Source organism: Chryseobacterium hilariae, assembly GCF_051400735.1.
GTDB lineage: Bacteria > Bacteroidota > Bacteroidia > Flavobacteriales > Weeksellaceae > Chryseobacterium.
Window position 1 is genome coordinate 570,388 of record NZ_JBLFFJ010000002.1, and the last position, 15,263, is coordinate 585,650.

Below are 15,263 nucleotides of genomic sequence, written 5' to 3' on the forward strand. Positions count from 1 at the left end.
TAGTGTTTAATAATTAAATCTACAAAACTAAAACTCATTAATAGGCTTTTTTTACGAATTAAATAAATTTTAACCATAATTAAATTATGCTTTAATTTTTGCTAGCTTCCAATCTTGAATCAATTTTTTTTCATGAAATTTATCAAGCTGCTGATTCAATTTTTAATTTGATTTTGCAGTACATTTGAAATATGAAAAAATTAGAATCAAGAGAAGATATTGAGCATCTTGTTAATTCATTTTACACGAAAGTCGTTAAAGATGAAACGATTGGTTTTTTCTTTAATGATGTGGCCAAAGTAGACTGGGACAAGCACCTTCCAAAAATGTATTCGTTCTGGGAGTCTATTCTTTTTGGGCAGATGAGCTATAAGGGAAATCCTATGGGTGTTCATTTTCCGATCAATGAAATCCAGGCTATGGAACAGAAACACTTTGACCAGTGGCTAAAGCTTTGGAGAGAAACCATTGAGGAAAATTTTGCAGGAGAAAATGCTGATATGGCCATTTATAAATCCGAAAACATCGCCAGGCTGATGGCTTTTAAAATGGAGCTGGCCAGGAGGCTGTGATACGAGTTTAAGAATCAGAGAGTTTTAGGGGTTTGAGACTTTAGTGGTGAGGATGGATTATGGAACGATAACCGTAAAAATGTAGGCTGCGAGATTCACCAATAAAACGGTTCCGTACAGGATATTCGTTTTTCCACGGCTTAAAGAAAGCATCACTATAAATACGGATAACGAAAGAAGGATAATATCTTTTTTGTCAAGTCCTAAGACTAACGGGATGTTATAGACAATACAAACGGTAGATACTGCCGGAATCGTTAAACCAATACTTGCCAAGGCAGATCCCAATGCCAGGTTTAAGCTGGATTGTATCTGGTTGCTTCTTGCGGCACGTATGGCGGCCACCCCTTCAGGAAGAAGAACAACTCCTGCAATAATTACCCCTACCAAAGATTTTGGAGCGCCGATACTCTGTACCATTCCTTCGATGGTTCCGGAAAGCCCTTTAGCCATTAATACAACAATAATCAGGCATACTACCAGAAAACCGAAGCTTATAAGTGTCTTTTTCAACGAGGGAATATAATGTTCTTCCGGATGCTCATCAGGAACGATAAAATAGCTTCTGTGGCGCACAGTTTGCACCATCAGGAAAACGCCGTAGATCACAAGACAGGCAATGGAGATGAAAATAAGCTGTGCTTCATTATAAAAAGGTCCGTTGACACTTGAAGTAAAATTGGGAAGAACAAGGGTAAGCACAAGAATTGAAACAATGCTTACCAGATAGGTCGTAGCGGAAGTCCTTGCAAAGAACTGTTCATGATATTTTACACCGCCTATAAGGATGCAAATCCCCAGAATTCCGTTAAGAATAATCATTACGGCAGCAAAAACGGTATCTCTGGCCAGCGTGATCGCCTGATCTCCGCCGGCAACCATCAGCGAGATGATGAGCGCAACTTCAATAATAGTGATACAGAGGGCAAGAATAATGGTTCCGAAAGGTTCCCCTACTTTATGGGCCACCACTTCTGCGTGATGTACTGCGGATAAGACACTTCCGGTGAGCAGGATTCCTGCAATAACATCATATAAAATTCCGGCTCCCATTAGTCCGGAGAAATAGTACCCTACAGCAAGGACAGGGAAAATATACGTATAATGTAAAAATTCTTTTAATCTCATAAAGTGTCTACAAAATACAAAAAATCTATGAAATTTGAAATATCAAAAGAAAATATTAATGATATTTTAATGGATCCACAGGTTAAAATCCAGAAAATCCGTCAGCATATGAAACAAGAGACCAATGGCAACAATCCTGATATTTCCTTTAAAAAATAACAGCAAAAAATACACCGCAATAGCATAATAGGAATGTAAAATGTGAAAACCTATACTATTTCTTGAGGGATCAAAAACAGGATTGGCAAAAAGATGGTCCAGATCTACGAGCATGGTAGCCAGCATAATAAGATAAGCACTCTTCCAGTTTTTACGAAAAAAGGTAAGTGCTATGAAAACCGGAAAAACCAGATGTAAAAAATAATGTGTGAATGTTTTAAGTAATGCAATTTCAGATAAAGTCATTAATATTCAGTCAGTTTTAGGGTTATGGAGTTTTTACCATCTTAAAATTAAAGGCAGTGCTCTTTTCTTCGCTTTGATCCTTACCCAATAGCCCTGTGCTTTATTCCCGTAAAAAATATAGTCTATATCGGAAAGTAGTTTTTTCTCGGCCGGTGATAAGATACTTAATGAAGAGATCAGCATCGTGCTGTTTCTGACGAAGATATAGTTTTCTTTGAGCTTTGGGGATAACACGATCGGTTTTTTGGTAGATTTTATAATAAATCTTCCATTATTCCTGTCTATCTGATTAGGCTGAAAAGGGATCGCAGTGAATTGATTCTGGACGTTGATCCATTTTTTATGCTGAAAATAGTCCCATGTCTTTTCAGAACCAGAGCTTTGAAGATCAATGACGTAGTTGGGCTGAATAATTTTCTGAAAGGTCTTTTTCTCTATTTCATTAAAATTATCATCATAACTGTAGCTGATGATAGTATCATTCACTTGTTCAAGATCAGCAGTTGCTTTAAAATAGCTGATTTGAGCAGAATCCGAGAGGGTTTTATCAAAAAGACGAGCGTAATTCTTCACATTCCGGGCATCCAGCTCAATCTCTAAAAAATGATTTTTCTTCTGAAGTTCATCCACAATGGAAGCTAAAGATCCTGTTTCCGATGTATTTTTTATTTCAATTTCATCGGATTTTAATTCAATAGAAAAATTCTGAATTTTCTGTCCGGAAACAAAAGAGATGCTTCCTACAGAGCTACCGATAAACTGGTCTGCATTCAGGACTTTTTTTTCTGAAGATTGAAAAAGCTGTTGATTGATGTTCTCAAAAGCGGAAGCGGAAGTTCCAATGATGCTGTTTTCACCTTCTATTTTGACGAAAATCTGATCTTTCTGAAATATATTTTTTCCTTTGCTGACAAACTGATGGTTCTTTAAAAAAGCTGAAAACTTTTGCGGGTCTTTTAGTTCAACCACGCTGTACCATTCTGAGAATTTAGTGTCTTTGAGGTGGAATATCTGTAAAAAATCCGGAGTTTTGATTCCTGAATCTTTTAATGAAATCGTTTTTCTATCTTTCTTTTTACTTTCTGTCCATTTTGAGGGATGGGCAATGAAGCTTAAAATATATTGTCCCGTTAATCTTTTCACATCGACCAAAACAACGGCATCTGCATTTTCAGGAACAAACTTTAATGTTTTGTTTTTATAGAAAAATACAAAATAGAACGCAGCTGCGAGTAAAAGAGTTAACGGGACAATAATTTTTTTCTTGTTCATTTACAGTATTTGAGCCTTTTTCTCTTCTTCATTAATTTTATAAATCTCATCAAACAGGTCAAAGAAGTACATTAAACTATTTTCGGAAGAATTTTTAATATTATAGTCTATTTCTGTTTCTATGCTTTCTCCTTTCACTTCTGTTTTATAGTACATTTCGCCTACATTTTTTCTGAAAAGATCCAATGATTTTCTTTCGGAAGGTGTTTTAAATTCTTTTTCTAAACCTATCAAAAGCTTCTGAACATCCAGTCTTCCGGATAGTGGGTATTTAGATGAATCTTTAGCCCACTGTTTAGAAACATCAGACTGGCTTTGAGGGTTAATATTGTCTGTAGAACTTGTCAGATAAACAATACCGTCTTTTACCGTCATATACAGCTGATCCATATATCCTCCGCCTTTTTCATCCTTAAATGAGTAAAAGTTTCCGGTTTTTGAGAATTTCTTAGACAAATGCTTGTTGGTAGCCATTACATTGAAAACACGGTTCCAATAGCCTTCATTTTCTGTTGCAAAAGCAAATGTAAAATTGGGGACAGCTACATCTTTTGTTTTCTTTACTTCTTTTTCATTGTAGTCCTCATCATATTCGTAATCTGTATAGTCTACTTTTTTGGACTTTAATTCATTCAGGACAAAGATTCCGTTTCCTGGAGCTATTTTAGTGATGGCCTCTTCATCCAGAACAATTTTCATGGTTTCCATCATCAGTTCCATTTCTTTTTTATATTCACCATCTCCTGTATCCTGAAGAAGGTCATACATTAAGTCAAAAGTTTTGGCTCCGTTGACATTCACTACATAGTAACCGACACTTTTTTCGTTGATCAGCGCTGCCAGTTTTTTGTTTTTCCTGCCTTTGTAAACAGATGCAATGGTTTTCTGGATTTCCGGATTTTTATGCTGATAATTATTCACCAGCTTTACTTTATCCTTATCAAAATATAAATTGTAGTATGAACTTGATTCGTACGCATTTCTTAAAAACTGTCCAAATTCAAAACGTTTCATCATTTTTCCATAAATTCCGTCATTGACCATTTTTCCGTAATCCGTATAAACATAAGCATCTGAATTAGGATCTCTGAATGTGAGCATGGCTTTCGGAACTTCAATTTCAAAATTTGAGCTGAAGTATTGGTCGAAACGGTCTTCTGCAAGCTTTTTTACTATTTTGAAATTTTCAATGCGTACAGAATCCTGTTCTTTCTGGTATGCTGTATCTATTTCAGCTTCTGCATATTCTTCTTCTCTTGGGTACACTTCAGCTTCACCCTCAGAATGCTGGGTATCCACGTTTTCCTTTGGATATTTGTGATTCTTTTCCAGATATTTGATATCTTTCTGAATCCTGGTGATTTCCTTATTGCTTTCCCTGATGTTGTCTTTTAAATATTTGATTTGCTCCTTCAGGCTTATAATTTCCTCCTTGTAATCGAAAGGCATTTCCGGCTCTATGGCATAAGCACTGTCCACAGCAGCAACAGCCACACTGTCTGCAACGGTTGCAGCACTGTCTATAACAGCTTCGGACCAGATGTCTTTATAGGGCTTGGTATAATTTACCATACTCAAAACAGCACGGTCATTATTCCACGCGACAAAAATATTATCATCTATATCCACGTAAGAATAATTCTTTTTCTTAGAAATTTCCAATCCTTTTTTCTTTGTAGAATTGATGAATTCCTGGAACTTCTCTTTATTATCTACAATAAAATGAGTCGTATAGGTCTGTATCGAGTCATTAAAACTGGCATAATGATATTGGGTGGCATCATATTTAATGCCCGTTTTAGAATAATCATTCCATGAAGATTTTTCTTTGTCCTTCTTTTTGCTTAATTCATGTAATAAAGGGTTAAGCTTTTGCCAATTGATTTTCTGGTTCAGCTGTTTCCCATTGATTTCCATGTAAAATATAGCATCGCCTGGAAGTTTCATGCTTTCTTGCGCAAAGACAAGTGTAAAACCAAAAATTAAGAAAGTAATTATTTGTGTTTTTAATAATATGGATTTCATGGTTAAATGTTAAAAATTTATTGAAATAATATCGTGTTTTGTAATTGTTTCTTTTGAAAAATCAGGTCTAAAATATCTGCCTCCAGCTTTAGTGCTTTTTTATTCGGAGCCAATAGATAAGTGCTGTTGGTCTGAGATTTTACAGGATTTTCAAACTGCATTACAGAGGTATATCGGGCATTATTGAAGACCTCCTTATCTGCCTTTCCCATTTTGTCATAATCCGCTTTAAAGGTATTGACTTTGTTTCTTGTGAATGATTTTTTCTGAAGATTCTGACTGTAAATTTGTGTAGGAACCATTTTTCCAAGGATATTTTTGGCTTTCAGCTGCTCCAGTCCGGTATTGATGTTTTCAATCTTTTTAAAATTACAGCTCAGCTTGATGATGTAATTATCAAAATCTATTGAAGTTTTTACGTTGCTGATCCCCGGAGTTGCTTTAAAAATTCTGGCAGCCTCATTGATTTTATTTTCAATTTCACCTTTTTTAGGAACTTTTTTTCCGTTAATCGTCTCCATTTTAGAAATGGAAGCCAGCCGTGTTTTACTTTTACTGGCGTTAAGAATAATGGTATATTCTCCTGTTCCGTCGGTTTTGACATTCACTTTATCCAAAATATCAAAACAGCTGGTCAGCAATAATAAGGGGAAAAGCAGTAAAAAAAGCTTCAGAAAATTTTTCATAATTGAGTTTTAAAACACAAAACTACTTAATTCCGTTTGAAAATACTTTATGGACTCTGTTATTTCACTGAAAACAGCCATTTTTCAAATTCTGCCTTTCAAATAATCCTGTCTCACTTCCTCATCCAACTTTTCGATGGCATACCTCAGACAGGTTCTCGGCATCTTCTGGTAATGCTTATTCAGAAAGCCAATGAGCTCGGTTTCATTTTTCTGCCCCATTTCCCGGAGCAGCCATCCGTTTGCTTTATGCATCAGATCATGAGTATGTTTCAGGTTTTTGGCAACAAATTCTTTAGTGAGTTCAAAAGAACCTTTTTTTACATAATGCATTGTACCAACCACAGCAATTCTCTTATGCCACATTTCTTCAGAATCCGAAAGGTTTCTCAACAGTTCTTCCTTTCCGTTTTCAAAAGCATACCTTCCTAAAATCTTGTAGCAGCTTGAATCTACCAGATCCCAGTTATTGACATGTGGAAGATGATCCAGATAAAACTGTATAATCTCTTCTTTCACTGCTTTATCCTTTGTTTTTTCAAATTTGTAGATCAGCATGAAGAGTGCAGTTAGCCTATGTTCATGGTATTTTGAAGATAAAAGAACACTGAGGTCCTGCAGGCTTATCTTTGAATAATATTCTTTAGCAACAGACCGCTGATCAGGAACTTTCACTCCTAAAAATAAGTCTCCTTCTCCATATTCTCCTTTTCCGGTTTTGAAGAACTTCGGAAAGAATTCTGCTTTTTCGGGAACAGACAGCACTGACAGTGCCTCTTCTATTTCTTTAACGATATTGCTCATGGATTTTATCTCATTGACTTTATGAGTGATTTAATATAAACAATTATAGATTGTTAAAAATTAGGCATGTTCATCTGCCACAATAGTCTCCTGCGCTTCCTCTTCTTTTGCAATGGCCTTTGGATTGGCTACTTTTGCAATAGTAAGCCCCTGAACGATAATCGAGAATACGACTACACAGTATGTAATACTCAAGATAATTTCGCTGTATTCGCTTTTTGGAATAGACATAGCCAATGCAATGGAAACTCCACCCCGGATTCCTCCCCAGACGAGAACTTTTACCGTTTGCGGACTAAATCGTGTTCGCAGAGACATAAATTTTGTAGGTACCCAAATCGAAATGAAACGGGCAATTAAAACTACCGCAATGGCCAAGAGTCCCGGAACCATAAAATGCTTTAAGTCTTTGATCATCAGTAGTTCAAAACCGATGAACAGGAATAAGACTGCATTCAGGATTTCGTCGATCAGTTCCCAGAATTTGATGAGGTAATCCTGGGTAATGGATTTCATTTTGAATCTTACATTAAAATTACCCATGAACAAACCTGCCGCAACCATTGTCAAAGGTCCGGAAATATGCATTTGTCTTGCAACAAGATAGCCTCCCATTACTACGGAAAGCGTTACCAGAACAGAAATAATATAGTCATCTACCTCACGCATCAGCCTGGAAGTAATCCACCCCAATAAAACACCGAGCAGAATTCCTCCGCCGGCCTCTTTCAGCAGAAGCAATCCGATACTTTCAGCACCCAGATCCACTTCTTTCCCAATGGCAAGCTGTAAAACAACTGTAAATACCACTACGGCCATACCGTCATTGAAAAGAGATTCTCCAGCCACTTTTGTTTCCAGTGATTTAGAAACATTGGCCTGTTTTAGAATACTTAAAACAGCTACCGGATCGGTAGGCGAAATAAGCGCTCCAAAAAGCAGACAGAAGATAAACGGAAGATGAATTCCTAAGAAAGGCAGCAGATAAAACATCCCGAATCCCACTACAAATGTGGAAATAACCACTCCTGCCGTAGAAAATATCAGTACCGGCCTGAACTGCTCCTTGAGATCGTTAATATTAATATGGATCCCTCCCGCAAAGAGAAGGAAATTAAGCATTGCACCCATCAGAACTTCTGTAAAGTCTATACTGTTCATTAACTTATTAAGATGCCCAAAAGTTCTAGGAAGCACTGTTTCCCCAAACATTACCAGAAAAATAGAAACCACGATGGCAATCACCATAATCCCGATGGTACTGGGAAGTTTCAGGAATCTATAATTGAGATAGGCAAAAATTGATGCTAATACTATTAAGGCTGAAAATGAATAATATAACTCCACTAAGTGTTTTTTTAATTTAATTTTATAAGTCCAAATAAAGTATTTTAATATACAGCTTGCGCCCTTCTTTTTCCCAGATATCAAACATCCCGTCTTTGGCAGGCTGCGATCCTCTTACATAGTCTTTCCCGATATTCAGGATATTCAGCAGGATGTATTCATCTCCTACAGAATTAACTAAATAGGCTGTTTTTTCAGAGGTCCCGTTACCTGAAGTTTTTATTCCTTCAGTAAGCAACCGGAACTGGTTCAGATGATGCATAAAATTGCTTCCGTCTTTCCGCGAATCGTAGGCCCTCAGAAGAACAAGAAGTATATCCAGATTGGTGGGGTCTTTACCATAAAGAGCTTTGCCCAGCTTGATACATTCTTCGAAATTATTCTGCTTAAAAGCCTCTGTCAGACTCTTGAAACCCTCATCAACCGCTGAAATTTTATCATTTCTAAAATTCCGGCCATAGTAAAGATGCTGAGCTTCAATACTGTCCAGGGATTTAGGATATCCTTTGTATTTAAAAATCAGCTTCTCATAATTATATGGAGAATCAGGATTTTTAAGGTTTTTTTCAATGCTTTTCAAATCAATTTTTGACTTCTGGCTGAAACCGAAAACCGAAAAGAAAACCAATAGCAGGAAAAAGTGATATTTCATTAATCGTTGTTTTCTTCTTCCTCATCATTATCGAAATATTCGAAAAGGAAATCATTGTACGGGAATCTGGAGATATGGATCTTCATCACCTCATCGTATATCATTTTCTTCATTTCCGGGAAATTTTCTTTCGTCAGCGCAGAAATAAATACTGTGGGATATTTAGATTTAGCCATCCATGTTTTTTTCCACTCCTCCAGAGAAACGTTCTTTTTTGTAGACGGCGTAAGATCATCTTCATCCTTTTTATCGTAACTGAAATCATCAATTTTATTAAAGACCATGATCATAGGTTTCTGATGGGCATTGATCTCCATTAATGTCTGATTAACAGATTCTACCTGATCTTCAAAGCTTTCATGAGAAATATCTACCACATGAATAAGCAAATCCGCCTCACGAACCTCATCCAGTGTAGATTTAAAAGACTCCACAAGCTGTGTAGGAAGTTTTCTGATAAACCCTACCGTATCGGTAAGCAAAAACGGCAAATTGCCAATAACCACTTTTCTTACCGTTGTATCTAAGGTTGCAAACAATTTATTTTCGGCAAACACCTCAGATTTGGAAAGTGCATTCATCAGCGTAGATTTTCCAACGTTGGTATATCCCACCAAAGCAGCACGCACCACCTTCCCACGGTTGTTACGCTGGGTAGCCATTTGCCTGTCGATGGTTTTCAGTTTGTCCTTTAACAGGGAAATCCTGTCGCGGATGATACGGCGGTCAGTTTCAATCTCCGTTTCCCCGGGACCTCTCATCCCGATTCCTCCTTTCTGACGTTCAAGGTGAGTCCACATTCTCGTCAGACGTGGTAAAAGATATTGGTATTGTGCCAGTTCCACCTGAGTTCTCGCGTAAGAAGTCTGGGCTCTCTGTGCAAAAATATCAAGGATAAGGTTGGTTCTGTCAAGAATTTTCACTTCTATTTCTCTTTCGAGATTTTTAAGCTGAGAAGGAGACAGCTCATCATCGAAAATAATGGTTCCTATCTCGTTCTCCTTTACATATTCTTTTATTTCCTGTGCCTTCCCGCTTCCTATAAAAGTTTTGGAATCCGGCTGAGTTAATTTTTGAGTAAAACGTTTTTGAACCGTTGCACCTGCTGTGAAGGCTAAAAACTCAAGTTCATCCATATATTCCGTAAGCTTGTCTTCATCCTGATTTTGGGTAATAACCCCCACCAAAACTGCTCTCTCGTAATTATGTTGTTTCTTATCTAGCATTAATTTCTGTCTATGTTTGTGATTTTCACAAGATACCAATTTTCAGGAAAAAAAACAAAATCATTTTTTAAATTTCCTTCTTTTTTAATGTTAATTTAAGTTTACAATATCATTAATTTGTAAAAAATTAATACCTTTATGACGCTGATTTGTAATTAATAATGAATTAAAATTACAAATACTGTAAAAACTAACACCAAGATCATGAATTCCCATATTAAATGTATGATTATTGATGATGACGAACTGGACAGACTGGTTCTTCAGCATCACATCAGACAATACGATAATATAGAGATAATTGCGTCTTTTAATTCGGCGGAAAAGGCAGTTTCTTATCTGGAACTTCCAATAGACCTGCTGATCTGCGAAACTACACTTGGCGGAATGAACGGGCTTGAATTCAGGAAACTTGCTTATAAGATTCCAGCCTGCATCTTCGTAAGCTCCCATCCGGAACTGGCTGCAGAAGCCTTTGAAATTGAAGCACTGGATTTTGTCACAAAACCCCTTAAAGCAGAACGTTTCCAGCAGTCTATAGAGAAAGTCTTCAATTTTTTTGAAATGAAAAAAAAATGCGAATGCTTCGATGCCCTTCTCGGAGAAAACTGTATTAAAATAAAAGAAAACGGTAATATCTCTCAAATCAGGCTTACCGATATCCTTTACCTTGAAGCTTTAAAAGACTACACCCGGCTTGTCACACATGAAAAAAAACATTGCGTTCTGGATTCCCTGGGAAACCTTCTTCATAAAAGCTTCTTCGATTCTTTCATAAGGATCCACCGAAGCTATGCTGTACCTCGTCATTTCATCCGCGGAAAAAGCAGCCATGAGATAGAGCTGATCCATCAGATTAAGCTTCCCATTGGCAGAACCTACAAAGAAAGCCTCTCTTTTCTTAACCCTTAACTACTGATTACCAACATTTTTGCAATACAATGCCGTTGGTCGATTTTTTTTGACGTTAGTCTATTTTCCTTCAATCCGGTTGCGATATGTGGTAATTTAGTGTTTCCAAATTTTCTCTTGAAAACTAGGACAACCAATTAATAACCACAAAAATATTTTACATGAAAAGAACATCTATTCACTGCTTCTTTCTCATTCTGTTCACCTTTTCCGTCAGTATCCTGAACGCTCAATCAGCAGTTCTGGCCACGGGAACAAATGCATCAGGAGGCAACGGCTCGGTTTCTTACAGTGTCGGCCAGACGGCTTATCTGTACAAGGGAACAAATTCCCAGGTATTGGAAGGTGTACAGCAGGCCTATGAGATCACGACACTTTCTGCCAACGAAACCACAACAAAGCAAGAAGGCATTCTACTCTATCCGAATCCAGCCAGAGATTATCTGTATATAGATTTTTCTTCTGTTCCATATAAAGGATCGGAATATCAGCTGTTCGACGCTCAGGGAAAACTGATCAAAAAGGACATGATCTCACAGCCGAAGTCCGAACTTAATCTTTCCTCTCTTCCTTCCGCGGTTTACATTATCCGAATCAATCAGAATGGAGAAAACTTAAAAACCTTTAAAGTCATAAAAAAATAACGCCATGAAAAAAATATTACTATCTCTGGGGATCATGCTAGGTCTCTTTCTCGGACACGCTCAGGTACCGGAAAAAATGAGCTACCAGGCCGTCATGAGAAACGGAGCAGGCCAGCTGCTGACCAATCAAAATATCGCTGTAAAAGTAAGTATAATCACAGGTTCTCTTAATGGGCCACTGGTCTATTCTGAAAGACTTACAGGAAGTACAAATGCCAACGGGCTAATTAGTCTGGAAATAGGAACAGGAACAGTACTTTCCGGAACATTTTCAACAATCAACTGGTCTACAGGAAACTATTATTTAAAAACTGAAACCGACCCGGCCGGAGGTACCAATTATACAATAGCAGGAACAAGCCAGCTATTAAGCGTTCCTTATGCCATGTATGCCAAGTCTGCGGGCGGAACAGGTGGAAGCTTCACAATTCCGTATACCAATACAGTAAATAATGCCTCTACTCTATTTTCGCTGATCAATGATGGAGATGGGGCTTCTGTGGAAGGCGTCAATAATACAACCACTTCCAGTATTGCTTCAGTTCGGGGTATTGTAAACAACGCAGCACCAGGCGGATTTTCCAGCGGTGTCCGGGGTATCAATAACGGAACAGGAGGTCTGGGTGTCGGTGTCTGGGGAAGCCAGAACGGAAGCGGATGGGGCGTTTATGGAGTTACTCCTAACGGCCTTGGAGTTTACGGAAACTCATCGGCCGGAGGAACAGGAGTATATGCCAACAGTAATACCGGAACAGGGCTTACTGCTACCAGCAATAACGGAATTGCAGCCAGTATATCTATTTTCAATAATGCCAATAACAACAACGTTCTGAATGCAAATACTGTTGGAAACGGAACGGTTCTCAATGTTTCTTCTTCAGGTGCAGGTGCGGGTGTGTTAAGCTCTACAGGAAGCGGTTTTGCAGTACACGGTATTACCTCTGCACAAACTTCTGCAGGAATCATTGGTGATAATAACGGAGCCGGTGAAGCGGTAGTCGGAAGAACAACCAGTGATATTGCCGGGGCTGTTGTAGGACGTAATGATGGCGGAGGATATGGGGTAAGAGGATTTGTAAGCGGCAATGCTACCGGAACTTCAATCGGGGTTTTTGGGCAGGTTGGACTGAATAGCGGAAAAGGACGTGCAGGAAGATTTGAAAACGTTAACGCAACAAATGATTTTAATGCTTTTGAGGTAAAAACCAACGGTAACGGAAATATTCCGAACAATACACAAGGTAATGCAGCTTCTTTCTTAGTTGACAATACAAATAGTGTAGGAGCAGCAGTAAGGGGTGAAGTGAATACTATTTTCGGAAACTTTGGTGCCGCAGGTATTTTTGGGGTTTCCTCAGGAACAGGAGGACGTGCAGGGTTATTTTACGCGTCAAATCCTGCAGGAAACGGCGCTGCATTAATTGCTTTAACTGATGGAAACGGAAATGCCATCACCGCCAATGCGGGTAAGGACGGAAACGGTGTTGAAACTAATATTGACGGAGCAGGAAATGCTCTTTACGCATGGGTACCCACTTTTTCGGAAGGACGTGCAGGCCGTTTCGAAATTTTTAATGAAGACAATGAGAATGAAGTAATATCTGTAAAAACAGTCGGAAATGGTACTGCCGGGAATTTTATGGTTAATCGCACCACCGGGACTTCGCCTGCCGTAAAAGGGGAAGTAAATTCTATTTTTGCCAACTTCGGTACCGCCGGTATTTATGGTCTTTCTTCAGGCACAGGCGGATATGGAGGTTTGTTTTATTCCTCCAATGCAGGTGGCAGTGGGCCGGCTTTATTGGCACTCACAGAAGGCAGCGGGAATGGTATTACTGCTAATGCGGGCGGTAACGGCGATGGTATTGAAGCATCATGCGATGGAAACGGTAATGCAGTTTCTGGCTTTATTCCTAATTTTGGCACAGGTAAAGCGGGTAGATTCGCCAACTTTAATAACGCCAACGCACAGCCTGTAGTCCTTGTAACGACTACCGGTACCGGTTCTACCCTGCTTGTTAACCACCAGGGGGCATCAGGTAATATTTCCGTATACCAGAGCGCCTCAGTAAACGTTGCCCGTATCAATAAAGCGGGAAGAGGATTTTTCAATGGCGGAACTCAAAGCAGTGGTGCCGACGTTGCCGAAGCATTTGATGTGGAAGGAAACTCCTCGGAATATGAGCCTGGTGATATTTTAATTATTTCAACGCATTCTGACCGTACGGTAGAAAAATCATCAAAACCTTATTCTACTCTTGTAGCCGGAGTTTATGCAACGAAGCCTGGAGTCCTTTTAACAGAAGAAAATATTGATTCCGAACTCTTGGGAAAAGTTCCGATGGGTGTCATTGGTGTTATTCCTACAAAGGTCTGCCTTGAAGGAGGTAAGATTAAAAGAGGGGATCTTTTGGTAACTTCATCAAAACCGGGAACCGCTATGAAAGCGAATCCTAAGAAAGTAAAAATAGGACAGGTGATCGGAAAAGCGCTTCAGGACTATGATCAAACCTCAACCGGTAAAATTAAAGTATTGGTAAACATTAAATAAACTATCATGAAATCACTATATATCATTACATTTTTAGCATTAAGTATCTCTGTTTATGCTCAGGAAAACAAGAAAACTCCTGAATCTGAGGATCAGGCCCAGGTTGTGAAACAGCTCAGAGAACGGGAAGCCCAGCTGACAAAAGCGTCTCAGGAAAATGCACCTAAAAAACAAAACGTAACCACACTGGCTTCAGAACAAGGCCTTGAACTAAAAAAACAGGACACAAAAGCTCAAGCTTCCAATTCAAATAACACTTCGGGAAAACTGCTGCCCAACACAGCAACCTTAGCCGAAATAAAAGCTTCTATTCCCAACAGACAGACGTCCCGAACCAGTACAGCGAATTCTAGGAACACCAATAGAAATGTTGTAGGTCTGCCCAATACAGCGACCTTAGAAGAAATAAAGAAAACAATTCCAAAAAACTGATACCACAACCAGATTTCAAGCAGAAAGTCCGCTCCAGCGCGGACTTTTTATATTTTCGGCTTCAATGACCTATTTACATCTTCAAAATTCAAATTCTTTTAAAACAGTATGCTTAATCCCAATCTGCCGCTATAAACTTCATAGAATTCCCATTGTTGTCTGATAACGTAAGGAAATGTCCTTCTACGGAATAATTACTCATTTTATCGAATTTCTGGATAAAAGCGTTTTCCAGCTCCATATTCTGACAGGCTTTCAATGTGCTCCCTACTCCTGAGATCTTTACTTTTCCGTTAGTTTTAAATTCGGAAGTAAAGAACATACTGTTGCATCCCATATTGGCACTCCCTTTTATTTTCCCTTTCTCCATTATGCCTGTGAGTTTTATTTCCGCCTCATTTTTGACTAATTCCTCTTTGGAAAATTTATCAAAGGAAACGAGCATCCACTGTCTTTGAAGGCTTGGATTTTTTTCAGGGATTGAAGAGCAGCCGACCACAACTCCGAGAAGTAAAACTGCAAAAAATGATACAAGTATTTTTTTCATGGGGATTATCCTTCCATTTTCATACCATTCCGGGACAGAATATCGTAAAAATTAGTAAAT

The 15,263-nt window shown here is 38.4% G+C and carries 15 protein-coding genes; 5 read left to right on the forward strand and 10 right to left on the reverse strand.

Going from position 1 to position 15,263, the window contains the following annotated elements; all coding sequences use genetic code 11:
- Nucleotides 1-191 precede the first annotated feature (191 nt).
- Entirely contained in the window at nucleotides 192-572 is a 381-nt protein-coding gene (locus tag ACMGDK_RS09360; RefSeq protein ID WP_426049540.1) for a group III truncated hemoglobin, read from the forward strand.
- 57 nt (nucleotides 573-629) lie between these two features.
- On the opposite strand, the gene ACMGDK_RS09365 is transcribed toward ACMGDK_RS09360, so the two are convergent.
- From ACMGDK_RS09365 to hflX, 9 genes are all read right to left on the reverse strand, one after another.
- The gene (locus ACMGDK_RS09365; RefSeq protein ID WP_436807690.1) at nucleotides 630-1,700 is read right to left on the reverse strand and encodes a calcium:cation antiporter; all 1,071 of its coding nucleotides are present in this window, start codon (nucleotides 1,698-1,700) and stop codon (nucleotides 630-632) included.
- A gap of 66 nt (nucleotides 1,701-1,766) precedes the next feature.
- Nucleotides 1,767-2,105 (reverse strand): DUF6122 family protein, encoded by a 339-nt coding sequence (locus tag ACMGDK_RS09370; protein ID WP_436807691.1) that lies wholly within the window; start codon nucleotides 2,103-2,105, stop codon nucleotides 1,767-1,769.
- A gap of 33 nt (nucleotides 2,106-2,138) precedes the next feature.
- Nucleotides 2,139-3,377, reverse strand: coding sequence for a hypothetical protein (locus tag ACMGDK_RS09375; protein WP_436807692.1), 1,239 nt, complete (start codon nucleotides 3,375-3,377; stop codon nucleotides 2,139-2,141).
- Complete coding sequence (locus tag ACMGDK_RS09380; protein ID WP_436807693.1) at nucleotides 3,378-5,402, reverse strand: hypothetical protein; 2,025 nt, start codon at nucleotides 5,400-5,402, stop codon at nucleotides 3,378-3,380.
- A 17-nt stretch (nucleotides 5,403-5,419) separates the two neighbouring features.
- Nucleotides 5,420-6,088, reverse strand: coding sequence for a hypothetical protein (locus tag ACMGDK_RS09385; RefSeq protein WP_436807694.1), 669 nt, complete (start codon nucleotides 6,086-6,088; stop codon nucleotides 5,420-5,422).
- An 84-nt stretch (nucleotides 6,089-6,172) separates the two neighbouring features.
- Nucleotides 6,173-6,892, reverse strand: a complete 720-nt coding sequence (locus ACMGDK_RS09390) for a DNA alkylation repair protein (RefSeq protein ID WP_436807695.1) — start codon at nucleotides 6,890-6,892, stop codon at nucleotides 6,173-6,175.
- Between the two features lie 60 nt (nucleotides 6,893-6,952).
- Complete coding sequence (locus tag ACMGDK_RS09395; RefSeq protein ID WP_436807696.1) at nucleotides 6,953-8,239, reverse strand: cation:proton antiporter; 1,287 nt, start codon at nucleotides 8,237-8,239, stop codon at nucleotides 6,953-6,955.
- A gap of 22 nt (nucleotides 8,240-8,261) precedes the next feature.
- The gene (locus tag ACMGDK_RS09400) at nucleotides 8,262-8,891 is read right to left on the reverse strand and encodes a DUF4919 domain-containing protein (protein WP_436807697.1); all 630 of its coding nucleotides are present in this window, start codon (nucleotides 8,889-8,891) and stop codon (nucleotides 8,262-8,264) included.
- Nucleotides 8,891-10,117: a GTPase HflX gene (gene hflX, locus ACMGDK_RS09405; RefSeq protein ID WP_111954410.1), complete on the reverse strand. Its 1,227-nt coding sequence runs from the start codon at nucleotides 10,115-10,117 to the stop codon at nucleotides 8,891-8,893. Before hflX ends, ACMGDK_RS09400 begins: the two co-directional genes overlap by 1 nt.
- A gap of 204 nt (nucleotides 10,118-10,321) precedes the next feature.
- On the opposite strand from hflX, the gene ACMGDK_RS09410 reads away from it, so the two are divergent.
- The 4 genes from ACMGDK_RS09410 (at nucleotide 10,322) to ACMGDK_RS09425 (ending at nucleotide 14,656) form a co-directional block, all read left to right on the forward strand.
- The gene (locus ACMGDK_RS09410) at nucleotides 10,322-11,029 is read left to right on the forward strand and encodes a LytR/AlgR family response regulator transcription factor (RefSeq protein ID WP_436807698.1); all 708 of its coding nucleotides are present in this window, start codon (nucleotides 10,322-10,324) and stop codon (nucleotides 11,027-11,029) included.
- A 161-nt stretch (nucleotides 11,030-11,190) separates the two neighbouring features.
- Nucleotides 11,191-11,673, forward strand: a complete 483-nt coding sequence (locus ACMGDK_RS09415; RefSeq protein ID WP_436807699.1) for a T9SS type A sorting domain-containing protein — start codon at nucleotides 11,191-11,193, stop codon at nucleotides 11,671-11,673.
- Between the two features lie 4 nt (nucleotides 11,674-11,677).
- Nucleotides 11,678-14,224, forward strand: coding sequence for a beta strand repeat-containing protein (locus ACMGDK_RS09420; RefSeq protein WP_436807700.1), 2,547 nt, complete (start codon nucleotides 11,678-11,680; stop codon nucleotides 14,222-14,224).
- A gap of 6 nt (nucleotides 14,225-14,230) precedes the next feature.
- Nucleotides 14,231-14,656, forward strand: a complete 426-nt coding sequence (locus tag ACMGDK_RS09425; protein ID WP_436807701.1) for a hypothetical protein — start codon at nucleotides 14,231-14,233, stop codon at nucleotides 14,654-14,656.
- 112 nt (nucleotides 14,657-14,768) lie between these two features.
- Here the strand turns inward: ACMGDK_RS09425 and ACMGDK_RS09430 are convergent, their stop codons facing one another.
- A complete protein-coding gene (locus tag ACMGDK_RS09430; RefSeq protein ID WP_436807702.1) occupies nucleotides 14,769-15,203 on the reverse strand; it encodes an META domain-containing protein in 435 nt (144 codons plus the stop codon).
- Nucleotides 15,204-15,263: the final 60 nt, after the last annotated feature.